The sequence below is a fragment of the Mesobacillus campisalis genome (assembly GCF_000986785.1).
Taxonomy (GTDB): domain Bacteria; phylum Bacillota; class Bacilli; order Bacillales; family Cytobacillaceae; genus Mesobacillus_B; species Mesobacillus_B campisalis.
The window spans coordinates 95,416-121,486 of the sequence record NZ_LAYY01000004.1 but is presented as its reverse complement, the minus strand read 5'-3'; the positions used below and the strand labels follow the sequence as shown (position 1 = coordinate 121,486).

The window sequence follows — 26,071 nt, the reverse complement described above, 5'->3', positions numbered from 1 at the left end:
ATATCTTGCTTCCAAGGTGATTACAGTTAAATGTTTTTGGTATTGGAATCCAGGGCGCAAAGAACGCGTCCATAGTTTTCCTTGGATGTAATCGGCGAAATCGTCCGATGTGTGTACAAAGCCGAGAAATCCGCGCTTATGCGCTGGAGCGGATGGCCCTGGGCGACAATCGCCGAACCGCTTGCAAGGAGAATCAGGTCGATGGCTTCTTTGCATATTTGCACAGCATATCCAAGCGTTGCCAATGATTTCACTCTTTCTGGCTTCGGCATATATTCGCCGCTGCCAGCCCAAGTATCCAGGTTATCGGCCACTTTATGGAACAACAGTTCAGCAGCTTCAATCTTGAGGGAAACTTCAGCCACCTGATTATGTGTCGAAGCGGCCTCACTCAACTGTTCTACACCAAGATTGGCTGCTTTCCGGTTCGGAAGCACTTTCATAAAAAACTCAAGAGCCGCTTGCGCCATCCCCAGGGCCGGAACTGCAAGTGACATGGCCAGGGCAGGGAAAAGGGCTGTATTGTACAATGGGATATCCCGGAAATGACTGGATTGGAACTTTCCGTGGATCGCATCCGTGAACGAGACCACGCGGTGGTCTGGGACAAAAACACCATTCATATAGACACTATTGCTGCCAGTCCCTTTTAACCCAACAACATTCCAGTCATCGGCGATCTCCACCTGGCTCATAGGCACGGTAATCAATCCCTGGTCCACATGGTTTCCTTTTTCATCGACGATAGGCATTCCAAAGTATCCCCATGTGGCATGAAGCGAACCGGAGCAAAACGGCCAAAATCCTTCCTCGATGATGTAACCGCCTTCAACTTTTTGCACCTTAATTTTTCTTGGCTCAAATACTCCGGCAAATAAAACGTCTTCCCCTGAACCGTAAATTTCCAAATGGGTCTTTTCGGAAAAGGATTCGGAAATCATTAATTCCCTGATACAGCATAACCCGTATACCCAGCCGGTCGAGCCGCAGCCACGGGAAACTTCAGCGACGCATTTTGTATAGGTTTTCATATCAGCCTCATATCCGCCAAACCTTTTGGGACGGAGAATATGGAATAATCCAGTTTCCTTAAGTTCTTTAATGGTGGCTTCCGGAATCCGGCGGAGTTCGTCTGTTTCCTTTGCGCGTTCGCGCAGTCTAGGAGCAAATGAACGAGCTTTTTCGACTAGATCCGTTGCCGTCTCGACAGCTATACTTGTCATGGTCATCTCTCCTGCCTTGGTTGAATAGGTCCTGATAAACCTGATGATGTCCGACGAACTTTTCCGTTATCTTCAGCGCTTGAGTTAATTTTAGAAAATTCGATGTATTCCTTCTAGAGTAAAAACAATTCAAGTTTGGAATAATTTCTGCTAATTTTTATTGGTTTTTATCGTAAATATTTTGTTTCCACTTTTCGATCCGCAAAATGTTTGCTGTTCCTAAATAAAAAAGAACTTGTCAACCAGAAATCAGTTGGGTCAACAAGTCCAGAATATAATCGAATGATCCTTTTTATATGGTTGATCGAGCTAGAATCTGCCATTAGTATCTAATAGCATTCGATTCCAAACCGGATAACACACGGCCATAGTTTTCTTTCGTAATGGTTGGTGATAGAGACCGGTGCGAGTAGAGGGTCATGAAATCACGGAAGATTCTTTGCAGTGGATGTCCTTCATACACATAGCCAGATCCGCTGCCAAGCAATAAAAGGTCCAGCGCTTCCTTGCACATTTGGTTGGCATAGCCGATATCCGCCAGCGTTCTTACCCTGGCTTGGCGATCCATGTATTTTCCGCTCTTGGCCCAGTTGTCGAGGTCTTCCGCCACCCGGTAATAATGCATGGAAGCCGTATCAATTTTCAAGGAAGCGTCCGCGATGATCGCATGAGTGCTGGCTGCATCCCGGATATACTCCACCCCCATATGCACGGCCCTGCGGTTAGGCAGCACTTCCTGGAAAAATTCCAATGCATGCTTGATAAGTCCGAGGCCCGGTAATCCAAGCGAAAGGATCAAGGCCGGGAAGAGTGCGGTATTGTACAACGGGATATCGCGAAGATGCTTAGATTCAAAGTTTCCGTCCAAAGCTTCAACAAAGGATGTACAGCGATGATCCGGAATAAAGACATTGTTCATTTTTACGCTGTTTGAACCTGTGCCTTTTAATCCCAGCGTATGCCAGTCATCCATGATTTCCATTTCATGGAACGGCAAGGTCATAAGGACCTGGTCGACAAGCTTCCCGTCTTCACCGACAATCGGCATTCCAAAATAACCCCATGTGGCATGGAGGGAACCGGAACAAAACATCCAAAAACCTTCTTCTACAAGGTATCCGCCCTCTACCTTGCGGGCAATGCACTTTCTTGGTTCATAAACGCCGGCAAATAATACACTGTTTTCATCTTCACCATAAATCTCCAGATGCGTTTTTTCAGAAAAGGATTGGGCGACCATCAATTCACGGATCGCACAAAGAGCTAAAATCCACCCAGTCGATCCACAGCCTTTCGAGATTTCCACAATCACATCTGTATAGGTTTTCATATCCGTTTCATAACCGCCATACCTTTTGGGACGAAGCATTTTGAAAAGACCTGCTTCTTTCAGTTCGTCCATTGTCGCTTGCGGAATACGCCGGATTTCCTCTGTTTCTTTCGCTCTTGTTCTTAAATTTGGGATAAGGGCTTTTGCTTTTTCAACCAGATTTTCCCTTTGTGCCACTTCCGTCAATTGCTCCATCTCCTTTACTATTCTAAAATGGTTTTTTATGATTAGGTAAGTTTCAGAGGTTCGTGCTGCTTTACAAACCTTGCCGCATTTTCTCCGGCTATTTTTCCAAAAACGGAACCCGCCATCAGCCCGGCGCCGCCAGGGTAGTTGAAATAGAAGAGGCCGCCCACTAGCTCACCTGTGGCATAAAGGCCTGGGATTGACTGGGACAGGAGATCTTGTACCTCGGCTTCGGTATTGATTTTCAACCCTCCAAAGGTAAAGGTAATCCCGCATGTAACTCCGTACGCTTCAAATGGCCCTTCGTCAATCGTATTGGCCCAATTGGATTTACGAACCTCTAATCCCTCTGTACAGCGTCCATCCTTTATATTTGGATTAAAAGGAATGTCCTTCCGAACAGCTGCATTGTATCTTTTTACTTCATTTAGAAACCCTTCGGTGTCGATGCCTTCCATTTTTTCTGCCAGTTCCTCTAATGTATTCGCTTTCACTTTTGTTACCTGTTTTACTTTATACTCGTCTCGCAGCAGCCTGGCTACCTTCTGGTCGAAAACTTGCCACGCAGCCTGACCTGGCTGTTCGAGAATGAGCTTTCCATATTTCGCATAGGTATAATTGCGGAAGTCCGCGCCTTCATCGACAAACCGTTTCCCTTCCGTGTTTACCATGATGCCAAACGGATAGCTTAACCGCTGGAAGCCTTCCGTATGGTCCGGCAAATAGCGATCGCCGCCGACCGAATGTGCGCCGGACCAATTGCCATACGGCATCGCTCCTATCTTTAGTGCAATGTTGATTCCTTCGCCTGTGTTGAAACGGCTGCCTCTTGCATGCGCCAAATCCCATTTTGGCCCAAGATAGCGGGTCCGCATTTCCTGATTGGCATGAAAGCCGCCTGATGCCAGGATGACGGCTTTTGCCCTGACCTCTGTTGTTTTTCCGTTTTGTTTAAAAATCACGCCATGAACTCCCTCATCGTCGTGGATCAGCTCCGTGGCCATTGCATTAAAAAGAATCTGGACGCCCAATTTTTTCGCTTCCTCATGAAGGGCTTCCACCAGGCCGGGACCGCCGCCAGCGGATTCCGCAATCATACCGCCCCAAAACTTAAACTTCCCATCAACCTTAAACGCTTGGCGGCCGTATATCGGCACGAAACGAACCTTATGGGAAACGAGCCATTTCATCGTTTCAAAGCTTTGACTTGTCAACAAAGAGGCCAGCTCTGGGTTTGTGCGATAGTCGGTAAGCCGGCACATATCATCGAAATACTCTTCCTCTGAATACGTTCCAAAATCAGTGCTTTCAATCTCCTCTGGAGTCAGGTCAGGCATAATTTCCTTTAGATCTTCTACACCGTTATAAGCAAACCGGATGGAACCATGCGTATAAGTGGTGTTTCCCCCTTTTTCAGATTCAGGCGCTTTTTCGAGCACAATGACATTGGCGCCATTTTCACTCGCAGCAATAGCAGCCGACATGGCGGCATTCCCTGCACCAACAACAACGATATCCGCTTCATAGTTTCCTGCTTTGGTCAATATTACTACCTTCCTTCTTCAACATTCTGAAAGTGTAAAAAAATCCCTCTTTTTGGAGCGGAGGATATCCACCTTCTCATTAGAGGGACAGATCATTCATTTGGCAGAACTCTTATGCTTCAATAGTTGGTTTATTCAATTCCTTATCCATTACGGAATCGCCCCAATACGTGTTACCAATGGAGTGATCCTCTTCTGTCCATTCAACCGGCTCCCAGTCTGGTTCAAAAATCAGGTAGGAACCACTGAACAGCTCTACCCGGCAGCCGCTTCCAGGGTCACAGACATACAGGTAGAATGCCTGGGAGATCCCATGCTTGCCAGGACCGACAAAGTTAATGCCATTTTCCTTCAGGATATCGGCGGCCCGCAGGATATCCTGGGCATTATCGCTCCAATAGGAAATGTGGTGCAGCTGGTTCGGTGTTTTCGCCTCTGGACGTTTAATGACGGCTATATCGTGGACGAGCGGCGTAACACTCATCCAGCCTGCCATCACATTTTCGTTATTGTATTTTACATATTCACGAAGCTTGAAGCCTAATTGTGTTCCTAAATAGTCGATTATTTCCGCCACATCCATTGAAGTGGCAATATTGACATGGTCAAATCTCCTTGGTGAAATTCCCCGGTTCCATGATTTATGCGATTGATTTTTAAGCACAGAGCGTGTTTTTACATCCGCCTTTGGCTTTTCAACATCGTAGTAAATTTCAAACGAATGCTGGCTTGGGAGTTTGAAACGGATGGCACGTCCTTGTCCCGCCTCTTCGCCGGCTTCAATCCAGGTGACCTCCGTACCGGCTTTTTCAAGCAGCTCTGCAAACCCTTCGACATCCTCTGGGCGCTTGGTTCTCCAGCCGATATGGTCAATATAGGCTCTGTCCCCTGGCGTCAACGAGAGTGAATGGTGTTCAAAGTCTCCCCAGGCACGCATGTAAGTGGTTCCATTTTTTTCTTCCGTTACTTCAAGTCCAATGACATCCCGGAAAAACCACAGTGATTTTTCAAAATCGGGGGTAACCAATGCTACATGGCCAAGTTTTGCAATCTCAGGTAAAGTCATAAGATCCTCCTGTTTTTATATAGATTTCATTTCAATAGAATTGAAGAATGGCGGTTAACCCGTTCCCATACTAAAATTTTAGAAAATTCACACTCTCCTTTCCAGATGAAAAAGTGGCGAAGATTTTTTTGTTTTTCAATAGTTTTTGTTGGATTCCTAATTAGTGAATGTTCTTTGAAACACGAAAAAGAATCCTGACAAAGCAGGATCCTTGAGAATGGACTATTCCCGTACATGAAGCCGCTATTATTATGCCGTTTGGCCCTTCACTCTTAATTTTTGTTTTTTCTCCATTCCATGCTTTAAGGTAATAAGCGTCAGCAAACTCACAAGCATAAAACCTGCAATGACAAGCATCCCTTGCTGTAAAGTCAGTACACCTAAAACCATCGGTCCGATGAAACCTCCTAACGAGGATAATGTACTGACAAGGGCAATTCCTGCTGGAGCTGTTGATTCACTGAAGAAAAAGGTTAAGTAAGCATAAAAGGAACCCGAAATTCCATATAATCCCGCAGACGTAATGGAAAGCATCAAAATCATCAATGGCACAGTGGAAACAAACGCACATCCAATCAATCCAAGCATGGCAATGGATACACAGGCAGCAAGATGCTGTTTATGCTTGTTGGTTCTGTCGGCATTCCAGCCAACAAACAGAATCGCAGGAATAGCAACCAGAGGAGGGATCATCGCCAGCCAGCCGACTTCCATGTTTGATGTCCCTGATGCGGACAGGTTTTTAATGATGGTAGGAATCCAGAAATTCAAACCGTTGACCGCCACAAATCCTGCAATATTAAACAGTGACAGTTTCCAAACCTTCGAGTCTTTCAACATTCCTAAATGGGAGGTTTTATTAACCTTTGCCGCTAACTGTCTCTCTTTTTGAAGCTCCCCTTCCAGCCATGTCTTTTCTTCATAGGTTAACCACTTGGCATTGGCAGGGCGGTTGGTCAAATAGAACATGACAAGTATTCCTAATAAGACAGCAGGCAATCCTTCAAGAATAAACATCCATCTCCAGCCAGACAGTCCAGCCCAGGAAATATGGTCAATGATCCACGTGGAGAGCGGAGCGCCAATTAATGCGGCCAATGGCAGCGCCACAAAAAAAGCAGCTGTTGCTTTTCCCCGTTCGCGTGCACGAAACCAATACGTTAAATAAAGGATGATTCCAGGAGTGAATCCTGCCTCGGCAACACCAAGCAAAAAGCGTAAAATATATAGATGGGCTGCCGATTGAACAAAACCAGTCAGCACGACAATGATTCCCCAAGTGATCATGATCCTGGCAATCCATAATCTTGCCCCGACCTTATTTAAAATCATATTGCTCGGCACTTCAAACAAGCAGTAGCTTATATAAAATAATCCCGACAGGAAGCCAAATATTTCTGCCGAAAGAGCAAGTTCAGCATTCATTTCGAGAGCCGCATATCCCAAGTTCACTCGATCAAGGAACGCAACTATATATAAAACTAAAATAAATGGCAAGATCCGCTTCATTGTTTTCTTTACCGTTCGTTTTTCAACATTCTCATTATTGATATCCTGGTTCATACCTATCCCCTTCCACTATTTCAATTTAAAACGCTTTCATTTTTGTGCGGGCATCGTTGACTAGAGTGAACAAAGAGACGAATCAATGTATAATTGTATACAATTATTATTAAATTTATTTTATTTCACGTATTGCTTGGTGTCAATTATATTATTGAATTTTGAGAAAATTAAAATCTAATATATTGGAATAGACATAATGCTAAGCATCCAGGTGTCCAAACTGTGGCAAAGTGAAAACCTAAACCAAATTAGTCCCATTTTCAATAAAAAAACTGCAGCAAACTCTAATTTAATAGAGTTTGTCTACAGTCTGAAAGATTCTAAAACTTCTTATACAAATTTGTTCACCAATCGCCCTAGGCCCTCGATTTCACAGACGACTTCATCTCCTGGCTTGAGCCAAACTTTTTCTTCCATCCCCATAATGACGCCCTCTGGTGTTCCGGTATAAATGACATCCCCAGGTTCCAGCGTCATGATTCGGGACAAATCACTCACTAGCTCCGCTACCGAAAAAATCATATCTTCCGTATTCGAATCTTGACGAAGTTCCCCGTTCACCCAGGTTTTCAGATTCAAATTTTGCGGATTCGGCACCTCATCCGCCGTGACAATGCACGGTCCGAGCGGCGCAAATTGATCGATCGCTTTTCCATACATCCATTGATGGCTCCGGAATTGAAGGTCGCGGGCAGACAGGTCATTTCCTGTTGCATAGCCAAATACGTACTGTAAAGCTTCCTCAGGATTTACATTCTTGGCCTTTTTCCCAATGACAGCCACTAGTTCCACTTCATAATCGATTTCCTTTGCGAAGTCCGGCAAAGCCACTTCCTCACCATGCCCTGATAGACTGTTGGCATATTTGGCAAAATAAATGGGATCCTCCGGGATCGCAAGGCCAGATTCAATGGCATGCTTGCGATAATTGGCCCCAACGCAAATCACTTTTCCTGCATTTGGAATCGCTGCTGCAAATCTTACTTCTTCCTCAGGAATTGGTCTCTGGGAGACTTCTAAAATCTTATTCAATGCTTCCAAAGCCTCGGAGCCGCCTTTAACCACATCCAGCACCGACTTAGGCGCCTGAATTCCTGCTGTTTGAGAAGCTGCGGACACATCAATAATTCCCTCTTCCGCCTTGATTCCTAATTTTATTTCGTCATTTTCATAGAAAGATACTAGTTTCATTTCCATCACCATCCCAGGTATATTCTGTACCTTAGATTTTACCAGCAAAATAGTTTTGGATTAATTCATTAAATGAATCTTTTTTCTCGATTTGCGTCCAATGCCCACATTTTCCGAACACATGAAGCTGCGCATTTGGAATATGTTCGACATAATAATAACTGGATTCTACTGAACACACCCGGTCATTCAATCCATGAATAAGCAGGACAGGATTCTCGATCCGGTTGAGTGCCGTGATTGGAACCGGAACAGCAGCCGTAGCAAAAATGGAGTCATTGGAACGCTGAACCTCTGGTCTCATCGCCGTTTCATACCTGGACTCGATCACTCCATCAATAATCGGCGCCATTTCTTCCGGGTTGTGGACAAACCAGCTCATGATTTGGCGCATTTTTTTAGGCGACGGATTATCGTAAAAATTCTTGGCCCGCGCCAGTTCAGGGCTTAACTTCGTGTTTGGTGTTCCGCCCGGCCCCATAAGCACCACTTTATCAAACCGCTCAGGATGCTCAAGCAGCAGCTCGAGCGCCACAGAGCAGCCTAATGAATTTCCCACTACATGGGCCTTTTGGATTCCTAATTCATCCAGGAGGCCAATCATTTGCACCACCCATTGGTCCATCCATGCTTGCCTGTTCTTCGGCAGGGTGTCCGGATGGCTGCTTTGCCCAAAGCCAAAAAGGTCTGGAGCCAGACAATCATACCTTTCACTGCACGCTTCTAATGCATAGCGCCAATTGGCGATGGCCGTTACCCCCGGGCCCGAACCATGAAGGAACAGGACAGCTTCACTGTTTCCCTCACCGGAACGATTTAAATAGGTTTCATAACCATCTGTTTTTATGACTGTTTGAGTAATAGAAGTCAATTTTTTTCTCCTCCTTTTTTGGATTGGTTCTGTTAAAACTTAGTGTTGGTTTCAATGTGGCTGAAAAATAAACGGTAAAACTCCGTTTATATTAGGAAATATTGATATTTCCTTAAATATAAGGGAACTTTTTCCGTTTATATCAACAAAATCATTGGATTTTGTCCTATTTTGAACAGTTAACCGTAATTAATCCGCCTATTTCTGCTTCTTAAGCTGCATCTATATACAATAGACGGAAATTCTCCGCCTATTGCGTCCTCCTACCTACCCCAAAATCAACTCGGGAAAATAACTGCCCCTTTGAAAATTGAGGCGTCAAGCGAAGCATCATTTCGCCACAAAACCCTACTGCTCGTCATGGTTTTATAACTTCAACTCCCCCAAGGCAATGAGAGAATCGAGAATGAGAAGCAGCTGATAACTCTGAGTTGAATCCCGCAATTCTTTATGGATCATTTTCTCGATCTTGCTCACCCGGTAGGTGAGCCCGCTCATGGATAATGATAGATCATCCATTGTTTGCTGGAGCTTCCCTCCGTTTGCCAGGAATACATAAAGTGTTTTTAATAGTTCCTTTTTCTTTGGATCTCCCAAATCATACAGTGGTCCTAATTCCTGTCTGGCAATTTTCTTTATTCCGCTGCTATTTTTTGAGTTGATTAGTACCCCGATAATCCCTAAATCTCTAAAGGAGATGATATTCTTGCCATTCGACATTCTCAAAGCGATGAATGATTCCTCAAGATATTCCATCACATTCACAATATCTTCCGCTTTGTCGCTGATACCCACCTTATATTCATAAGCCGGAAAGCTGGATTGGATGTGTTTGATTATTTTTTCAAGCTTATGTAATAAATGATCTGTTTCGGGTATGAGCATCACGATGTGGCCTTCATGCTGGCCAATTAGAGCTTTATAGCCTTGGATATCCATATATTTCACAATCGCTTCAAGAAACGGATCAAAATGGTCACTATCATTTTTCGATACAGGGCCTTTGGATTTGTAATCAATCGCAGCAATATAGAATGGGGCTTCCAGGTCAAACCCCATGTACCGCCCGCGATTCACAATTTCTTCTACCGATGAATACTGGCCCCTCAGGATTTGTTCAAGGAAATATCCCTTCATTTTTTCCACTGCTTCAAAACTTGTTTTTTGATTCAATAAGTATAAAGAAGCCGCGTTTGCTGCCCGTTCGATGAACATGACGTCATTTTCCGAAATTCCCGATGACTCTTTATCCTGGAAAAAAGTACAATAGCCAATGACTTTTTTCTGAACCACAATGGGAGTGATCAAGCGATCCTGGTTCTTCGTTTTTAGTCGAAGTGTTTCCTTGAATACAGGCAAATTGGGGTGATTTTTATATAGCTTTTGTTTTAAATACTCAACCAGGTCTTTATTGAACTCCAGATAGTCTTCTTCCTTCACCCCTGCGTAGGCTATTTTCTGGAAACTCAAGTCTTCAATCGAAACCGGAATCTTCAGCAAGCTGAAGGTTGTTTGGGCGATATCGTGGAGATTGCTCCCGCTCGAAATGCTTTCCGTCAATCGGTTATGGAATTTGGCTACCTTATCGATATAATTCCGTTGTTCCAGCAGCTGTTCATAGGTATCATTTAATTCCTCAATGATATTCATTTCTTCATAAAGACTTAATTCATCCTGGATTTCGCTGCCCCAATCTTCCTTTAATTTCATTTCAAACTGGCATTCACTGTCTCCCATACCGATACAGCGGGTTTCTTTCACGACGACGTCTTGTTTAAGAATCGTTGACATATAGCCGCTTGCATAACCGGCCAGGGTGGAACAAACGGGAGCATCCGCTGCACCGTGGTGCTTCAAATGCTCTTTCGCCTCAAAGGAATCCATCCATTTTCCCTTTGCGGAGATGGATTTGATCTCGTTGGCATCGCTCATTTCTATCCATCTTTCGGATTGGATATCCCCAATATGGCCTGTATTCAGGTGGAGAATGGATGCCTGCTTGATCAGGAAATCCAAGGAGGAGCTCTCTTTCATGGCCTCTTCCGCATCACTGACTCCCAAACTCCAGCCATAGCGAAGCAGAAACCCTTTGGCCCGCTTTTGGCCCAAGTTTTCAATCAACCCTTTTCGAAGAAGGCCAAATCCAGCAGAGGTAGATAAAATTTTCTTATTGCTGTTCTTTTTATCCTGGGAATCTGCAAGTTCAGTATTCATGACTTCCTCCTTCTTATAGAAAAGAATTCAGACAGATGGAGAGATCCCCCTGCTAACCAGGCAAAGGATCTCTCTTTACTGTACGGATCGAATGAAAACTATTGTTTAAACGCCGCCGAAACCGAACCTAGATGGGCGAAATCCGCTGTGAAAGAATCGCCATCTTCAATCGGAACCGCTGCAGACAGAGCTCCGGAAAGGATTACTTCCCCTTTGTTTAAGGAAATATCATAGCTGCTTAAGGCATTTGCAAGCCATGCCACCGCATTCAGCGGATTCCCCATGACGGCTGATCCTGTCGCGGAATCGAGGAGCTCCCCATTTTTATAAACAGTCATCCCTACGGAAGGAAGGTCAATATCGTTCAATTGAACAGGCTGCCCACCGAGAATCGCACCGGCGGAGGAACCATTATCTGCAACTGTATCTTCAAATTTGAACTTCCAGTCTTTGATTCGGCTATCGATAATTTCGATCGCCGGAACGACATAATCTGTGGCTTCTATGACATCCTCAATCGTAACATTAGGACCTTTTAAATCCCTTTTCAGCACAAAGGCAATTTCAAATTCCACTTTGGGCTGGATGAACTGCTCAAGGGAAATGGTTTCACCGTTCTTATACATCATGCTATCAAGGATATGGCCATAATCTGGCTGGGATACATTAAACATATCCTGCATGACCTTGCTCGTTAAACCAATCTTCTTGCCGACAATCACTGCTCCGTTGTCTACTTTATGCCGGATTTGCTCCAGCTGGATTTGATAGGCATCATCAACAGAAATATCTTCTGCTGATGATGTAAAAGGATCAATCGGTTCTTTGGCGTTTTCCGCTTCCAAAAGAGCGGCGGCCGCTTTTTTAATCTCCATGTCCACTTGCTCCTTTATTGCCAATTTACTTTGAAACAACCTCTTTTTCCTCTGCCAATGAACGATAGCGGCCTTTATAAAATAACAGCGGGTTTCCATCTTCAAGATGGATGTCGGTTACTTTTCCGATAAATAGCGTATGGTCACCTTCCACATGTTCAGCAGAAACCTCGCATGTTATCTGTGCCAGTGCACCAGGAACGACTGGCTGGCCTGACAGGCGGCCGAATGCAACTTTGCGCTTTTCTTTTATCTGTCCGGCAAAGATCATCGACTCCTCTTGCTGTTCGTCGGAAAGGATATTGACGGCAAATGTTTTGCTTTCCTGGATTTTACTCAGGATTCGCGCATTTTCTTTAATCGAAATCACAACAAGTTTTGGATCAAGCGAGACGCTCATAAAGGCGTTTGCGGTCATGCCATGAACTTCACCTTCTGCCTCTGTTGTAATAACGGTAACTCCTGTTGCGAAAGTACCCATTGCATTGCGAAATAGACGATCATCCATTATCCTTCTCTCCTCCTGCGATATATCTTGTAATCTATTCTTTTTTCATCCTGATTAAGCTGGAATGGTAGGGTTGTTTTCCGGTTTATTGTCCATTTGATCTCCCCAGAAGGTGAAACCAATATTCATTTCATCCAATGTCCATTTAATTGGCTCCCAATCCGGTTCAAAGATCAAGTATCCGTTGGTGAACAATTCCACGCGCACTCCGCTTCCCGGATCAATTGCATAAATGTACATGGCTTGGGAAATGCCGTGTTTTCCAGGCCCTTTGAATTCAATGCCATGCTCGGTTAAAATGTCAGCTGCCCTTAACAGATCCTGTGCATTGTCCAGCCAATAGGACAAATGGTGAATTTGGTGGGTTGATGGCGAGAATGGATCATGGCTGATGGCGATGTCGTGTACCAATGGAGTCACACTCAGCCAGGTACCAAGGTAAGATCCATCCGGAGCCTCAATGTATTCACGCATTTTAAAGCCTAATTTCTCCTCAAGGAAGTCGGAAATCTCATTTGCTTTTAAAGAGGTAAGCAGGTTCACATGGTCGATTCTGCGCGGCGATACTCCCCTTGCCCATGATTTGTAGGTTTGGTTTTTTAGAACAGACCGTTTTTCAGGTGAAGCCAATGGCTTTTCAACATCATAATAAAGTTCAAAGCTGTGGCCGCTAGGGAGTTTGAAGCGGATCGCCCTTCCCTGGCCTGCTTCTTCTCCAGCCTCAACCCATTTTACTTCTGTTCCTGCTTCTTGCAGGAGCTGTGCAAAAGCCTCTACATCTTCTGGACGCTTTGTTCTCCAGGCAATATGGTCGATACGGGATTCTTCCCCGGCTGTGAGGGAAAGCGTATGATGTTCAAAATCACCCCATGCCCTCATATACACCGTTCCATTTACGGTTTCTGTCTCTTCAAGCCCAACAATTTCTTTAAAAAACCACAGTGATTTCTCAAGATCAGTCGTTACTAGTGCAACATGGCCCAACTTGGCGATTTCCGGTAAACTCATTTTGAATCCCCCTTAATTTTTGGATGAATTATATTCCCAATCTTCCAAATTATCAGTATTCTAAAGACGCGCTAACCTAATTTATATTAAAGGAAGTACGTGTTTGGTTCCTGGCCGCAAAGGACCCTTCCATAGGTTTCGATTAAGCTTGTTGGAGTGATGAATCCGTGTAAATGCATCGTTAAGAAGTCTCTGTATACTAGCTGGAACGCATTTTTATTATAGGTGAAGATGGACCCTGCTCCAGCCACCATCAGGTCAATGGCTTCCTTGCAAAGCTGGTTCACATAGCCGAAGTCCGCCTTCATTTGCACGACTTCCTCCATTGTCATCGTATGGCCTTGTTCGGAAAAGGCGTCCAATCTGTCCACTGCGCGATACAGGTGTAGTTCGGCAGAATCGATTTTCAGCTGGGCCTGGGCGGTTTGCATATGGGTGACCGTCGCTTCACTCATTCTTGTATAAAAGGTATTTCCAATTCCGGCCGTTTTCACCCGGTCCATATGGAGGTCCATTGCTGCCTGGGCAAGTCCCAAAGCCGGCCCCACGATGGAGAGAGTTAGAGATGGGACAAAAGGTGTGTTATATAATGGAACTTCTCTAAGTTCATCAATCATATAGTAGCGTTTGTTTGCCAGCCGGTCCAAGGACACCCGGTGCTCAGGGACAAATACATCTTTAATCAGGACACTGTTGCTGCCGGATCCTTTTAGTCCCATTACAAACCAGTCATCCAGAACTTCAAGTTCATGGCGCGGAACCACCATTATGGCAAATTCCATGCCGCCCTTTCCGTCGTCTGTCGGGAAGCCGAAGTAACACCAGTCGGCATGAGGGCTTCCGGAAACAAACGGCCATTGTGCTTCTTTAATATAGAAGCCGCCCTCTACCTTTTCAATCTCGCATTTAATGGGTTTGAAATTTCCTGCAAAGACGACATCTTTTCCAGGTACATAAATTTCATCGAGCGCTTTCCTGCCAAATACATACGAAATCATATAGTCACGGATATTGCTAAGGGAAACAAACCATCCTGCAGATCCATTTCCGCGGGAGATTTCGGTCACGACCTCTGTAAAGGTCCTCATGTTGGTTTCATAGCCGCCAAACATTTTAGGCCTGAGAACCTTTAACAGGCCTTCCTTTTGCAACAGTTCAACGACCTCATCTGGAAGTGTGCTTTTTTCGTCGATTTCAAGGCTGTACTCACGAAGTTTCGGGATTAAATCCCTCGCTTTCGCCACCAGTTCCTTGTTTGTTTCCAACACGCCTTGTTCCATGTAAAACCCTCCCTTTATTCAAGCTATTTCTTGCGTCATCTATGCAAAAATGAATATACAGCCTGTTCGTCGGATTCTTTCTCGCTAAGCTTATCCTTAATGCTATCAGCAACCCGGCGCATATGATGTTCTACCAGGCTTTTCACCAGTTTATGATCACCGTCTTTCAGCGCAAAATAAATCATCCAATGCTCTGACTGGGAGCGCTTTCTTCTGCTTTCACTAAAAAGCACATCCGGACTGCCTACATAGTTTAAGTAGTCCCATAGCTGCTTTGCATGATTTAGCGTATAGGTATAACCGGAAGCTTCATAAATAACCCTGTGAAACTCTATGTTTAAGCTGGAATACTCCTCCACACAAATATCTGGAACATCCATCGTCTTTAAAATGGATTCCATATGCTTAAAATCCTCTTCCTTGAGATAGAAGGTTGCCTGTTCAGCCATCAGGGCATCCAAGCTGGCACACACATAGACACGTTCAAGCACTTCACTCAAATCAGGTTTTTTGACGAATACCCCCACTTGCGGAATGATATGGAGAAATCCTTCTTGCGCCAATTCTGACAATGCCTTATGGATGGGAGTCCGGCTCATATTCAATTCCGCCGCAATTTCATTGACGTTAACCGCTGTTTCCGAACTCCATTTTTCTTCCATGATTTGATTTTTAATATACCGATAGGCTTGATCTTTTTTCACTCGAAACACCTTCAATCCAGATAGTCATTCTAATGCTGGTTAAATTTCCCGCTTAAAGAAGTCGGTTGTCAGTTTGATAAATCGGTCCTTTTGCTCAATTTGTGCCCAGTGGCCGCATTGTTTAAAGGTATGTAATTGAACATCAGGAAGGTATTTCATGACATACAGGCTGCTCTCAAGCGGTACAAACCTGTCTTCCTGGCCGTGAATGAGCAGGAATGGATTCTTCATTCTCCTTAGTGCGGAAGGAGGGACAAGCATATCGGACAAATGTGAGTTTTTAAAGTTTGCAGCAAACGATCTGCGAACCTCCGGCCGATTGAAGTTTTCCATCCGTTCTGCCACAATATTGTCCAGTTCCGCTTCCAGGAAGGTTTCATCATATAAAAACCATCTGAACAGGTTCTTGAAGTTTGCCTCGCTCGGATCGCTAGCAAAGTTTGCCAATTTGGCGAGTTCCGGTGTCGGCTCCGTCAATCCCCCTCCTGCTCCCATCAGGACAACCCGATCGAAACGTTCCGGAGCATACATTAGAAGATTGAGAGAAATCACACCACCTAACGAATTGCCTACCAAGTGGGCTTTTTCCACTCCCATGGCATCCATCAAGGATAGAATTTGGTCCACTCGTGCCGACATCCACTTTGCACCATTTTCAGGATACTCCTCTGGATGGTCGGTATCACCAAAACCAAAAATATCAGGAGCTACCACATGAAAGCTTTCACTGAAATGCGGCAGGATATACTGCCAATTCGTCCGTGCGCTTACACCTGGGCCGCTGCCATGCAGGAAGATGATCGTCTCGGCTGATTTTTCCCCGCCTTCATGAAGAAAAGTTTGATAGTTTCCTGTTTTAACTTTGCGTGTCGTTATGTTTGTCATTCTCTACCTCACCTTATGAATAATTTTTTCAGCACTTTAGTTTCCTTACTAAAATTTTAGTACATGGATTTTTACTATATATATAGTAATTAAAGCGCTTTCACTTATTAACTATAATTTTACCTTTCTACTTTTTGCATGTCAATTAATTCTGAAAATTTTTTAAAGAAAAATAAATTACGTATAGGCGGGGATAGTATAGCAGCAGGTTTACACCAAAGGATATAAATAGACATGGCCTGAACTTCTTCGTTTGATTATTTTTTCATAACTAGCGGCCTTTTGATCACTCCCATTACCTCGGAAACCGGCAGGTCATTCTCTATTAGTTGGACCATGACTTTCATATATTTGTGAATATGATAAAAATACTTTTTGTAGCCTGCACATAAATAATTAAGTCCTGGCTCTCCATCCGGGGTTAAAAGAAAACGGTGCTTTGGGCATTCTCCGTTACAGGCAAATCGGACTTCACAGCTTTGGCAATATTTTGGAAGACTTGCTTTTTTGTTTTCACCGAAAGCCCGCTGCTGATTGGAATCCATCATTTCGGCAAACGTTTCATTGTAGATGTTTCCAAGGCGATAATCCGGATACATGTAATGATCGCATGAATAAACGTCTCCATTATGTTCGACAATGGCGGCCCTGCCGCATGTTTCCGCAAACACACATGATGTTGCCGGGAGCCCCAGCCAGGAGGTTAGTGACTGTTCAAAATTCATCACATGAACGCTGCCGACATCCTTTCGGACCCACTCATCAAATATAGCAATGAGGAAATCCCCAAACTTCTCTGGTTCTACCGTCCATGGAGAAACCGTCTTCTGAATTTCTTCTTCATGAATGGATGGCGGGGCTGCATGACGCAGGCCAAGCTCGGCCGCTTTTTGATCTGGCATTCTTTCGACAATGGGAATAAACTGAATAAATTCTGCTCCTTGCTCTTTAAAGAAGGAATAGATTTCAAGCGGATATTGGGATGACTCCTTCGTGACACAGGTTAGGACGTTGTAGGATACCTTATATTTTTTCAGCATATGCAATGCTTTTAAAACCTTATGGAAAGTAGGTTTCCCTCCACGGTCGACCCGGTAATGATCATGGATGAATTCCGGTCCATCAAGACTTAATCCCACTAGAAAGTCATGTTTGGCTAAGAATTGGCACCACTCCTCCGTTAACAGGGTGCCATTGGTTTGAAGGGAGTTGGTGATTTTCTTGCCTTCGGCATGTTTTTGCTGCAGTACCACTACCTTTTTATAAAACTCCAATCCCATCAGTGTAGGCTCCCCGCCCTGCCAGACAAATGGGATTTCCGGTGAATTTTGGGCTTTTATGTATTGGCTGATGAATTTCTCAAGCGTTTCATCACTCATCCGAAAATGATTTGTACCTGTGAACAGCGCCTCTTTTTCAGTATAAAAGCAATAATGGCAGTCTAGGTTGCAAATCGGTCCCGATGGCTTGGCTAGCATATGAAACCCTTCTGTTTGCAGGTGATTCTTTTGCATGTCATCTTCCCTTCTTGGAAGGAATGGAGAAGCCAGTGACAAAATGGTGATTCACCGGCTTCCACTCCTTTTGATTTGTTATGTTTATACTTCTATTGTTGTATTTGATAGACTACTTTCTCTATCTCCCCGGTAAATTCAAAGTCTCTTTGTTTTACGTAGGCCGGGCTCACCGGATAATTTGAATCTTTGCCGATATCGAGCCCTTCAAAGCTGAGTTTGAATTTATGGGTTTCCTCAATGGCGGCCTCACCCACTTTTTCCCCATTGAGATAGAGAGTTCCAGTTCCCTTATGCTGCCCAGTATGGTCGAACTTGTACGTAATGGTGGAAGGACCTGAAGGAACCTTTTGCCTGGATTCGATTTTATACACTTTATTTCCGCGGTTGTATTCATACACCAGCCTGTTATTTTTGATATAAAGCGTATATCCGCTTTCCGTGCTTCCTAATGCCAATAACACTCCTTCATCCTTTTTGTCCCGCTTGATGGGAACCGTAATCGAGTATGACCTGTTAATCAGGAATGGGGATGCTCCTTCAGGCAAACGCGACATGCCCTGATAGAAGGTAAAGGAATTTTTTGCCCTCAATGAATCTTTTGGGATGGACAAGAAGCCGTCGCCCATGATGAAGGACATTGGGAATACGTTGTATTTCCCTGCTTCCTCTTCAAACAAGTCCTGCAGTTCCTTTAATTTCTCCGGTTGTGCCCCAGCAAGGTCTTTTGTTTCGGAGGCATCCTCTGCTACATGGTACAGTTCCCATTTGTCGAGGGTGAAATCCTGGCCCTGGGCCGGGCTATGGAGGCCAATCGCCTTCCATCCGTCGTGATAAATGGCCCGCTGGCCATTATTCTCAAAGAATTGTGTCTTTCTGGTTTCTGCCCCACCATCGTTAAACGTGTCGGCGAAGCTCTCACCGTGAAGCGGCATTTGCTCCACACCTTTTATTTCCGTCGGAAGCTTTATTCCCGCCAGCTCATAAACGGTTGGGGTAACGTCAATGGCATGGACAAACTGGCTCCGCACCTCTCCCCTTGCTTCCTCTTTCATGCCTTTTGGATAATAGACAATCAGCGGGCTTTTAATTCCTGCATTGTACATGGTTGATTTGTACAATCTGTATGGTGTGCCGCTTACTTGGGCCCAGCCTTGCGGGAATTCCGCTTTTGTTTTGTCACTCCCGATATATTTTGTGTTTTTTGCAATATCATCCAAGCTTTCTTTGATATCGTTGTAGGCTAATGTGTGATTGATGGAACCTGTATCTTTGCCCATCGAACTCGCACCATTATCGGACAGAAACACGATCATCGTATCTTCCAGTTCACCGACCCTCTCCAAATTGTCAATCAGTCGCCCGATTTGTTCATCCGTATGTGTCATGAAGCCGGCATAGGTTTCCTGGAACCGGATAAATGCATTTTTCTCCTCTTTTGTTAGCTGGTCCCATGGTTTTACTCCCGGATTTAATGGGGGCAGCCCAGTATTTTCCGGAATGATTCCAAGTTCTTTTTGTCTTTCAAATCGTTCCTTTCTGATTTCATCCCAGCCTTTGTCATATACTCCCTTATACATGTCGATATACTTTTTTGGCACCTGTACCGGCTGATGCTGGGCACCAAAGGCTAAATACATAAAGAATGGTTTATCCGGATTCACCGAAGCATGGTCGGTCACATACTGATTTGCCTGGTCAACTAGGTCTTCTGAAAAATGGTAGTTTTCATCATCAGGTGTTTCAATAAAACTATTGTCCTGAACGAGTTCTGGCTTATACTGGTCACTCGAATCCTCCAGAAAGCCGTAGAAACGGTCAAACCCTTTCGCAAGCGGCCAATTTTCATATGGGCCAGCAGGTGTCGCCTGATGGGATGGAGCTAAATGCCATTTGCCGAGGGCATATGTATTATAGCCATTCTCCTTTAGTACTTCAGCCACGGTTCCTGCTTCCGGTTTGATTCGTCCACGTTTGTTTGGATATTCCGGACCCATGTCAAAGTTGGCTACGGTCGCCATACCTGCAGAATGAGGATTTCTTCCGGTCAATAAGGCAGCACGTGTGGGTGAGCACACAGGTGTAACATGCGAATTATTGTATCGGAGGCCATTTTCCGCCAATTTATCCAAATTCGGTGTTTTCATTTCCGAACCATAGCTGGCAAGGTCTGAAAATCCTGAATCGTCCAGGACAATGTATACGATATTCGGCTTTTCTGTGTCTTCTCCAGCAGAACGGTCGTTTTCTTTGGCTTCCTTATTCTGTGCGGCTTCCGCTTTGATCTCCGGACCGCTGAAGTTTTTATAGGAACAGCCTGATAACAAAGCAAGCGCTGAAGCAAAAATGGTTAGTTGATGAAATGGGGACTTCCTTAGTACTTTTAAGTCTTTTTCCACTTTTCTTCCTCCTTTAACAGTATGAAAAGGACCCCTTCCGATTGTTCTGCATGCTTCTGGACATGCTAAAAAGCTAAACTGGAAAATTTAGCTTTTTAGCGGATGGCTATTTAGCAAAGAACTGAACGGGGCTTCCTCTTACTGGTTTAAAGTAACTTCCAAATTCTTATTTGGTGATTTACTCGCAGTTAGCGCCCAAACGATTGCAAGTAGAACCAGACCGGTTGCACTAACAGCTAATGGGAAACGGCCGATTCCCTGGTTGAAGATGTTCTGTACAACCTGGAAAGCGAAAGGTCCTGTAATTCCGCCGATCCCCTGGCTGGCAACGACCAGCCCTACCCCTACAGAGGTAATCCCGGCAGGCGCCAGATCGGATACCCTGGCAAATACGCCGGGAAGGCCAATTCCCATACCGGCTCCGCCTATGATGCTGCCAATGAAGATCAAAGTGAGGCTTGGTGAGAAATAGCAGATGGCCATACCAAGTGCGGTGAATCCAATCCCTACAGGCAGGAACATATTCGGCAGCATATGCTTTACCCGGCCAAACACAAACCCGGCCAGCAGCGTTCCAAAAGTAAACACCGAAATCGCCATTCCGGCTTCCGTGGCACTTCCAAGATTATCACTCTGGATCACAACTGAAATATTTGTGACATACCCAAAAATCAAACCGGAATAAATCACCTGGCCCAAACAGGTCCAATACACGGCCTTAGGGAGTTTAAGCTTCTTCTCCCCTTCAGTGTCCTGGGTTTGTGCCTGCACTTTCTTTTCCGGTTCAGGAAGATAAAGAAAGGTAACGGCAAGGATCCACAAAGGAAACAGGTAGGTTAGGAAACCATATTGCCAGCCATAGGCGTCAGCCAGGATTCCGCCGACAAGCTGGAAGAAGATCGCTCCGATACAGGCAACTGTGGAGGTTCCAAACCCAATCAGGAAATCTTTTTCCCTGCCTTCAAAGAAGTCGGTGATAATATCAACAGATAATGGCATGGTGATTCCGACACCCAGTCCAAGTATCCCCCTCATGGCAATGATCAGCGGGAGGCTGTCGATGAAAGCCGGGAGCGTTCCGCCGATTATGAACAATGTTAAACCGGTAAATAAAAGCGTCCTTTTTTTGAATTTCTTCGTTAGTTTCCCGTAGAAAAGAGCGGGCACAATCTGAATCAACCCCGGAAAAGTAGCGACGAGCATGACAATGGTCGGATCATAATCCGGATACGCCTTGATGATGTCGGCCATAATCGAACCAGCCACACCAGCGGCCACATCCTGAAAAGCGATAATCACGACAAGAAACATAAGCATTTTTTTCCCGATACTTCTTTGCATTCTTTGCTCCCCCTCATCCCAAATCTTTCATTACAAAGAACACACGCAGCCTTGGCAGTTGAAAAGTTATTGCAGCCCGTATGGTGTTAAGCCTTTCTTGTTAACAGGGATTCGCCAAACCTCGTTTTTGGAGGATTCAGTAATATACAGGTAGCCATCATGAAACGCCAGATTCGTCGTGAAAGTTCCGGCACCTTCAGGCAAACGGATGATTCCATATTTAAATCCGCTGGCATCCTGAACAATGATTTCCCCGGCCTGGAAATGGGCTATATATAAATTTCCTTCTGTATCGACAGCCAGTCCATCTGGCCCGATTCCTCCCTCATATTGTCCGAAGACAAATGGAGTTTCTGGTGAAGGCGGGGCATTTTTGGCAGGGACAGAGAGGACCCTGTTTTTGCCGAATTCAGAAATATACACTCTCAGCCCGTCGGCGGATATTGCGACCCCATTCGGATAAGCAATATTCTCTGCGAATAATACCGGTTCCTTGCTGTTTGGAGGCAGGTAGAATACACGGCCAACTGGATGGGTGGCACTCGAACCCATTGGCTCGGTAAAATACAAGCCGCCATCCTTATCAAATACCAGGTCATTCAACCCGTTTAATGGTTTGCCCTTGTAGGAATCCACGATGATTGAACTCTTTCCGGTTGCCGGGTCATATGCCTGGATCACGCCTGAAAGGTCTGTCATGAAGAGACGGCCGTCTTTGTGGAATTTTGCCCCGACAGGTCCCTTATAGTTGGCGACACTTACCACCTTGCCATTTTTGACCGTCAAAAGCTCGCCCGTCATTGGGCTGACCATCCAGATGTTTCCTTTCCGGTCGAAGTTGATTCCTTCCATAAATCCCCCGTTGCCAGTCACAACCTTTTCCCATTTCGCTTTAGCTGGAATGATCTCCTTGATGTTGTGCCGTTCCCCTTTTGGCACAGATTTTGTTTCATACAATGCTTTGGCCCCTGCAATGGTAGCGGTTACAAAAAACAGCGCAAACAATACTGCTATTACTAAACTCCGTTTTCTCACCTTCCGAAATTCCTCCTTTTTATGGTTAGTCATTTTGGGCAGAAGTGCTAATTTAAAATATACACGCGGCAATGTACTCAAACAATATGAAACTTTCTTTGTATTTTTTTAATTTTCAGTAAATTTTCCCCCTATTCTAACCATGGTTTTTTTGTTAAAATAAAAGGCTTCATTCATCCTGCATTTCAGGGCTTCGAGTGAGGCACGAGAAAAGCCCTTTTACTACCTGAAAGTATAATGATAAGGGTATGAAGTCTTCTCTTATGAAAGATTCCAGAGTACCATTCCTTTGCTTGTTTAGTAACTAAATTGTAAAAAGAATGATACGGGAATAGCGTTGAACCTGTGAACCTCTATCTATACAATGAATACTTATGAAGGAGTGAAACCAAATGCAAACCATAACAGTGGATAAGGTGCGTTTTAAAAAACAATTATCGGAAATTGAAAAAATCTCGCTAAAAAACTTTCTGTTCACCTGGAAAGGCTGTTCAGCCAAAGGTTCAGAGGATTTTAACCTCCTTGAGTACACAGAAGATGTTTTTGCGAAAATGGAAAATACCCAAAGCAACCCAGATTTACTGGTTTTCGGCGGTGACTTATTCCGATACATAACGATTACGGAAGATAATCAAATAGTAGTAGGTTCATTGAATGCTGATAAAGAGCTGCAATTTAGAATCATTTCACATGACGAGATGTGATAAAAACAAAAAGAGACATGCACAGTGTCTCTTTTTGTTTTTTTCGATTTAGATTTTTAGCGTCTTGAACCTTGAAGGCATCCAAGGAATTGTGAAACCGCATTCATTTTTTTGTTAACTCTGCCTTAGTGATGCACGAGAACCGTCCCTATGCTTCTTTGGTAACCAGAACGCTGGTGCTTTGTTCGGCGTTTTTTGGGCGTACTCCCAGCCATACGAGTCCCCCGAAGATGAGAAGCATCAGAGCGCATACCTGGAAGGATAGGTGGAATCCTGCCGCTGCGGTGGCTGAGTTTTCAACCAGCATGCCTGTTACGTATGGTCCGACAATCCCTCCCAAGGACGTGAATGCCATGAACCAGCCCTGGATTTTCCCCTGGTGTTTTTTGGCGACCAAATCGACCAGGATTGCGGGTCCGAGTACAAGGGTAATGCAGCCAAAAGTCAGTCCCAATGAAAGGAAGGCAATCGCAAGAATGTTGGAGCTGACGAGCGTACCGAGGAAGTAGCAGGCTGCTCCTGCTGCCATTACAGGTCCAAGAATAAACACCCTTCCTTTGACCACATTTTGCGTTTTATGGTAAATGCGGTCGGACAGGCTTGAAAAGAGCAGCTGCGAAAGTGTAATCATGATCCATGGCAGAGCAACGACAATCGTCAGAGTCTCAGCACTTAGGTTGCGGACATTCTCCAGGTAATTCGGCAGCCAGTTGAGTCCGATGGTGAAAGACCAGTAGGTAGCAAAACCGCAGAATGCGATAAAGATGAAGTTTTTCGAAAGCAAGGCTGCTTTGAACTTTGTTTCGGGAACAGCTGCCGCGGCCGCTTGCCCTTGATTCACTGCAGCAGGCTCCTCCTCCTTTTTCTCCTTTACTACCATTAGCCAGAAGGCAATCCAGATGAGCCCGACGATTCCGGTTGCAACGAACGCGGAGCGCCAGCCATAGTTCAGAATAAGATGCATCAAGATTGGTGCGGACACGGCCACTCCAAGCGGACCGCCAATCGAGACAAGGGTTAAGCCAACTCCCAGCTTTTCTTTAGGAAGATACCTTGATGCTGCTGTCATGGCCAAGGAATACGATGGTCCTTCTCCTGCTCCCAAAATAATCCGGGTAATAAGGAGATAAGTAAAGCTGCTTACAAATACAGTAGAAAACTGGACTATCGCCCATACCGCTGCCATTCCAGCGATCACCTTTTTGATGCCGATTTTGTCAGCAAGGGCTCCAACCAGTATGGCTGAAATGGAATACAAGAAGAAGAAGGCGCTGCCAATGATTCCCCATTGCTCGGCATTCAAGCCTAATTCCTTCATGATGGGTACAGAAGCAAACCCGATGACCGCCTTATCGGCATTGCTGATGACCGTGAGTAAAAACAATAATGCTATGACAATCCATGCTGTCTTTGAGATTTTGGCGCTTTTCGCTGCTCCCTTTTCGTTCATATATTCGACCTCCTGTAGTAGCGGAACTAGGAACAGAAGCCTGTTGCTATTCTTTATGATCTGCAAGCCTCTGTCCCTCCAGTTTTTATCCTAATTCTCTGTTATAGCTGAATGTTGATTTCACTCTAATTAAAAAAATAAAGGTAGAATATACGGGTAATTCGGAAAATACCCAAATTTCCCTTAAAATAAGAGAAGTTTTTCCGGTTATAGGTATAGAAATCTATGGTTTTTGCCTTATTTTGAGAGGATAAGGGGAGTTTCTCCGCTTATTTCTGCTCATTTAGGTACTCTTGCGCACAATAACCGGAAGTTCTCCTCTTAATAATAATTCTCATACCTTTATGAATGAATAATAATAGAGCCTATCCAAATGATACTTCCACTTTCCCTAATTTCGTGAACTCTGCCGTGAAGCTGTCCCCTTTTTGTGCATCAACGGCTGCCGACAGGGCTCCTGATAAAATAACTTCCCCTGCTTTTAGGATCACACTATAGTCTGAGAGCTTATTGGCCAGCCAGGCAACACACTTAGCGGGATGTCCCAAAACATCAGCGCCTGTTCCCTGATTAATCAGCTCGCCATTCTTGTAGAGTGACATTTCAATTTTAGTGAGATCCAGACCCTCCAGTTCCACTTTTTGCTCTCCTAACACATACAGCCCGCATGAAGCGTTATCTGCAATGGTGTCCTGCAGCTTGATCTTCCAGTCCTTAATCCGGCTGTCGACAATTTCCAATGAAGGCACAATATAATCCGTTGCTTCCAATACCTCTTGTTCGGTTACCGAAGGTCCTTTTAGATCCTTCTTCAGGATGAAGGCAATTTCTCCCTCGACTTTGGGCTGGAAAAGGGTATTAAGCGCAATTTCACCTTTGTTCTTCACTTCCATGTGTTCAAGCAGGTGTCCATAGTCCGGCTGGTCCACACCCAACAGGTTTTGCATCGCAAAAGAGGTGAGGCCAATTTTCTTGCCGACAATTCTCTGTCCTTCGCTCACTTTTTGTTCAATGGTTTTCAGTTGAACCTGGTAGGCTTCATCCACTGTGAGGGACGAATACAACTCCGTCAGCGGAGAAACAGCCCTTCCCTCCTCAGCCTCCTGTAAATGCCGATAGGCTTCTTGTACCAGATTCGTGCTTTGTATACTCACGGAAATCACCTTTTTCTATAAAA

21 protein-coding genes are annotated in these 26,071 nt (G+C 44.7%); 1 reads left to right on the top strand and 20 read right to left on the bottom strand.

Translation table 11 applies throughout. The features are described from left to right. Window positions 1–26: 26 nt before the first annotated feature. The 18 genes from WQ57_RS05015 to WQ57_RS04930 form a co-directional block, all read right to left on the bottom strand. The gene (locus tag WQ57_RS05015) at window positions 27–1,223 is read right to left on the bottom strand and encodes an acyl-CoA dehydrogenase family protein (RefSeq protein ID WP_046522628.1); all 1,197 of its coding nucleotides are present in this window, start codon (window positions 1,221–1,223) and stop codon (window positions 27–29) included. A 322-nt stretch (window positions 1,224–1,545) separates the two neighbouring features. Beyond that, window positions 1,546–2,730: an acyl-CoA dehydrogenase family protein gene (locus tag WQ57_RS05010; RefSeq protein WP_241481486.1), complete on the bottom strand. Its 1,185-nt coding sequence runs from the start codon at window positions 2,728–2,730 to the stop codon at window positions 1,546–1,548. 50 nt (window positions 2,731–2,780) lie between these two features. Continuing rightward, entirely contained in the window at window positions 2,781–4,283 is a 1,503-nt protein-coding gene (gene tcuA, locus WQ57_RS05005) for an FAD-dependent tricarballylate dehydrogenase TcuA (protein ID WP_084820160.1), read from the bottom strand. A gap of 112 nt (window positions 4,284–4,395) precedes the next feature. Then, window positions 4,396–5,349 carry a VOC family protein gene (locus WQ57_RS05000; protein WP_046522626.1) on the bottom strand — a complete coding sequence of 318 codons (954 nt, stop codon included), beginning with the start codon at window positions 5,347–5,349 and terminating at the stop codon, window positions 4,396–4,398. 249 nt (window positions 5,350–5,598) lie between these two features. Continuing rightward, window positions 5,599–6,912: an MFS transporter gene (locus WQ57_RS04995; RefSeq protein WP_046522625.1), complete on the bottom strand. Its 1,314-nt coding sequence runs from the start codon at window positions 6,910–6,912 to the stop codon at window positions 5,599–5,601. A 333-nt stretch (window positions 6,913–7,245) separates the two neighbouring features. After that, on the bottom strand, window positions 7,246–8,106 hold the full coding sequence (locus WQ57_RS04990; RefSeq protein WP_046522624.1) for a fumarylacetoacetate hydrolase family protein: 861 nt from the start codon (window positions 8,104–8,106) through the stop codon (window positions 7,246–7,248). A 31-nt stretch (window positions 8,107–8,137) separates the two neighbouring features. After that, window positions 8,138–8,977 (bottom strand): alpha/beta fold hydrolase, encoded by an 840-nt coding sequence (locus WQ57_RS04985; RefSeq protein ID WP_046522623.1) that lies wholly within the window; start codon window positions 8,975–8,977, stop codon window positions 8,138–8,140. A gap of 366 nt (window positions 8,978–9,343) precedes the next feature. After that, window positions 9,344–11,191, bottom strand: a complete 1,848-nt coding sequence (locus WQ57_RS04980) for a V4R domain-containing protein (RefSeq protein ID WP_046522622.1) — start codon at window positions 11,189–11,191, stop codon at window positions 9,344–9,346. 98 nt (window positions 11,192–11,289) lie between these two features. After that, on the bottom strand, window positions 11,290–12,066 hold the full coding sequence (locus WQ57_RS04975) for a 2-keto-4-pentenoate hydratase (RefSeq protein ID WP_046522621.1): 777 nt from the start codon (window positions 12,064–12,066) through the stop codon (window positions 11,290–11,292). A gap of 25 nt (window positions 12,067–12,091) precedes the next feature. Continuing rightward, entirely contained in the window at window positions 12,092–12,574 is a 483-nt protein-coding gene (locus WQ57_RS04970; RefSeq protein ID WP_046522620.1) for a flavin reductase family protein, read from the bottom strand. A gap of 54 nt (window positions 12,575–12,628) precedes the next feature. Then, window positions 12,629–13,582: a VOC family protein gene (locus WQ57_RS04965; RefSeq protein ID WP_046522619.1), complete on the bottom strand. Its 954-nt coding sequence runs from the start codon at window positions 13,580–13,582 to the stop codon at window positions 12,629–12,631. Window positions 13,583–13,668: 86 nt separating this feature from the next. Continuing rightward, a complete protein-coding gene (locus WQ57_RS04960) occupies window positions 13,669–14,862 on the bottom strand; it encodes an acyl-CoA dehydrogenase family protein (protein ID WP_046522618.1) in 1,194 nt (397 codons plus the stop codon). A 35-nt stretch (window positions 14,863–14,897) separates the two neighbouring features. Continuing rightward, a complete protein-coding gene (locus WQ57_RS04955) occupies window positions 14,898–15,566 on the bottom strand; it encodes a GntR family transcriptional regulator (protein WP_046522617.1) in 669 nt (222 codons plus the stop codon). Window positions 15,567–15,605: 39 nt separating this feature from the next. Next, complete coding sequence (locus WQ57_RS04950) at window positions 15,606–16,451, bottom strand: alpha/beta fold hydrolase (RefSeq protein WP_046522616.1); 846 nt, start codon at window positions 16,449–16,451, stop codon at window positions 15,606–15,608. Window positions 16,452–16,708: 257 nt separating this feature from the next. Next, the gene (locus tag WQ57_RS04945; protein ID WP_046522615.1) at window positions 16,709–17,965 is read right to left on the bottom strand and encodes an anaerobic sulfatase maturase; all 1,257 of its coding nucleotides are present in this window, start codon (window positions 17,963–17,965) and stop codon (window positions 16,709–16,711) included. 92 nt (window positions 17,966–18,057) lie between these two features. Beyond that, window positions 18,058–20,364, bottom strand: coding sequence for an arylsulfatase (locus tag WQ57_RS04940; protein ID WP_052948645.1), 2,307 nt, complete (start codon window positions 20,362–20,364; stop codon window positions 18,058–18,060). Between the two features lie 138 nt (window positions 20,365–20,502). After that, the gene (locus tag WQ57_RS04935) at window positions 20,503–21,705 is read right to left on the bottom strand and encodes an MFS transporter (RefSeq protein ID WP_046522614.1); all 1,203 of its coding nucleotides are present in this window, start codon (window positions 21,703–21,705) and stop codon (window positions 20,503–20,505) included. A gap of 66 nt (window positions 21,706–21,771) precedes the next feature. Beyond that, entirely contained in the window at window positions 21,772–22,740 is a 969-nt protein-coding gene (locus WQ57_RS04930; protein WP_241481481.1) for an SMP-30/gluconolactonase/LRE family protein, read from the bottom strand. A 392-nt stretch (window positions 22,741–23,132) separates the two neighbouring features. Here WQ57_RS04930 and WQ57_RS04925 point away from each other — a divergent pair, with 392 nt between their 5' ends. Further along, window positions 23,133–23,444 (top strand): hypothetical protein, encoded by a 312-nt coding sequence (locus WQ57_RS04925; protein ID WP_046522613.1) that lies wholly within the window; start codon window positions 23,133–23,135, stop codon window positions 23,442–23,444. A 148-nt stretch (window positions 23,445–23,592) separates the two neighbouring features. Here WQ57_RS04925 and WQ57_RS04920 read toward each other — a convergent pair whose 3' ends face one another. Both WQ57_RS04920 and WQ57_RS04915 read right to left on the bottom strand, forming a co-directional pair. Then, window positions 23,593–24,894 (bottom strand): MFS transporter, encoded by a 1,302-nt coding sequence (locus WQ57_RS04920; protein ID WP_046522612.1) that lies wholly within the window; start codon window positions 24,892–24,894, stop codon window positions 23,593–23,595. Between the two features lie 365 nt (window positions 24,895–25,259). Then, window positions 25,260–26,048: a 2-keto-4-pentenoate hydratase gene (locus tag WQ57_RS04915; RefSeq protein WP_241481480.1), complete on the bottom strand. Its 789-nt coding sequence runs from the start codon at window positions 26,046–26,048 to the stop codon at window positions 25,260–25,262. Between the last annotated feature and the right edge of the window lie 23 nt (window positions 26,049–26,071).

Excerpts from the sequence above, each read along its gene's own strand:
- WQ57_RS05015 (WP_046522628.1), bottom strand. The coding sequence starts at position 1,223 with ATGACAAGTATAGCTGTCGAGACGGCAACGGATCTAGTCGAAAAAGCT.
- WQ57_RS05000 (WP_046522626.1), bottom strand. The coding sequence starts at position 5,349 with ATGACTTTACCTGAGATTGCAAAACTTGGCCATGTAGCATTGGTTACC.
- WQ57_RS04995 (WP_046522625.1), bottom strand. The coding sequence starts at position 6,912 with ATGAACCAGGATATCAATAATGAGAATGTTGAAAAACGAACGGTAAAG.
- WQ57_RS04990 (WP_046522624.1), bottom strand. The coding sequence starts at position 8,106 with ATGAAACTAGTATCTTTCTATGAAAATGACGAAATAAAATTAGGAATC.
- WQ57_RS04980 (WP_046522622.1), bottom strand. The coding sequence starts at position 11,191 with ATGAATACTGAACTTGCAGATTCCCAGGATAAAAAGAACAGCAATAAG.
- WQ57_RS04975 (WP_046522621.1), bottom strand. The coding sequence starts at position 12,066 with ATGGAGATTAAAAAAGCGGCCGCCGCTCTTTTGGAAGCGGAAAACGCC.
- WQ57_RS04970 (WP_046522620.1), bottom strand. The coding sequence starts at position 12,574 with ATGGATGATCGTCTATTTCGCAATGCAATGGGTACTTTCGCAACAGGA.
- WQ57_RS04965 (WP_046522619.1), bottom strand. The coding sequence starts at position 13,582 with ATGAGTTTACCGGAAATCGCCAAGTTGGGCCATGTTGCACTAGTAACG.
- WQ57_RS04960 (WP_046522618.1), bottom strand. The coding sequence starts at position 14,862 with ATGGAACAAGGCGTGTTGGAAACAAACAAGGAACTGGTGGCGAAAGCG.
- WQ57_RS04950 (WP_046522616.1), bottom strand. The coding sequence starts at position 16,451 with ATGACAAACATAACGACACGCAAAGTTAAAACAGGAAACTATCAAACT.
- WQ57_RS04945 (WP_046522615.1), bottom strand. The coding sequence starts at position 17,965 with ATGCAAAAGAATCACCTGCAAACAGAAGGGTTTCATATGCTAGCCAAG.
- WQ57_RS04935 (WP_046522614.1), bottom strand. The coding sequence starts at position 21,705 with ATGCAAAGAAGTATCGGGAAAAAAATGCTTATGTTTCTTGTCGTGATT.
- WQ57_RS04925 (WP_046522613.1), top strand. The coding sequence starts at position 23,133 with ATGCAAACCATAACAGTGGATAAGGTGCGTTTTAAAAAACAATTATCG.
- WQ57_RS04920 (WP_046522612.1), bottom strand. The coding sequence starts at position 24,894 with ATGAACGAAAAGGGAGCAGCGAAAAGCGCCAAAATCTCAAAGACAGCA.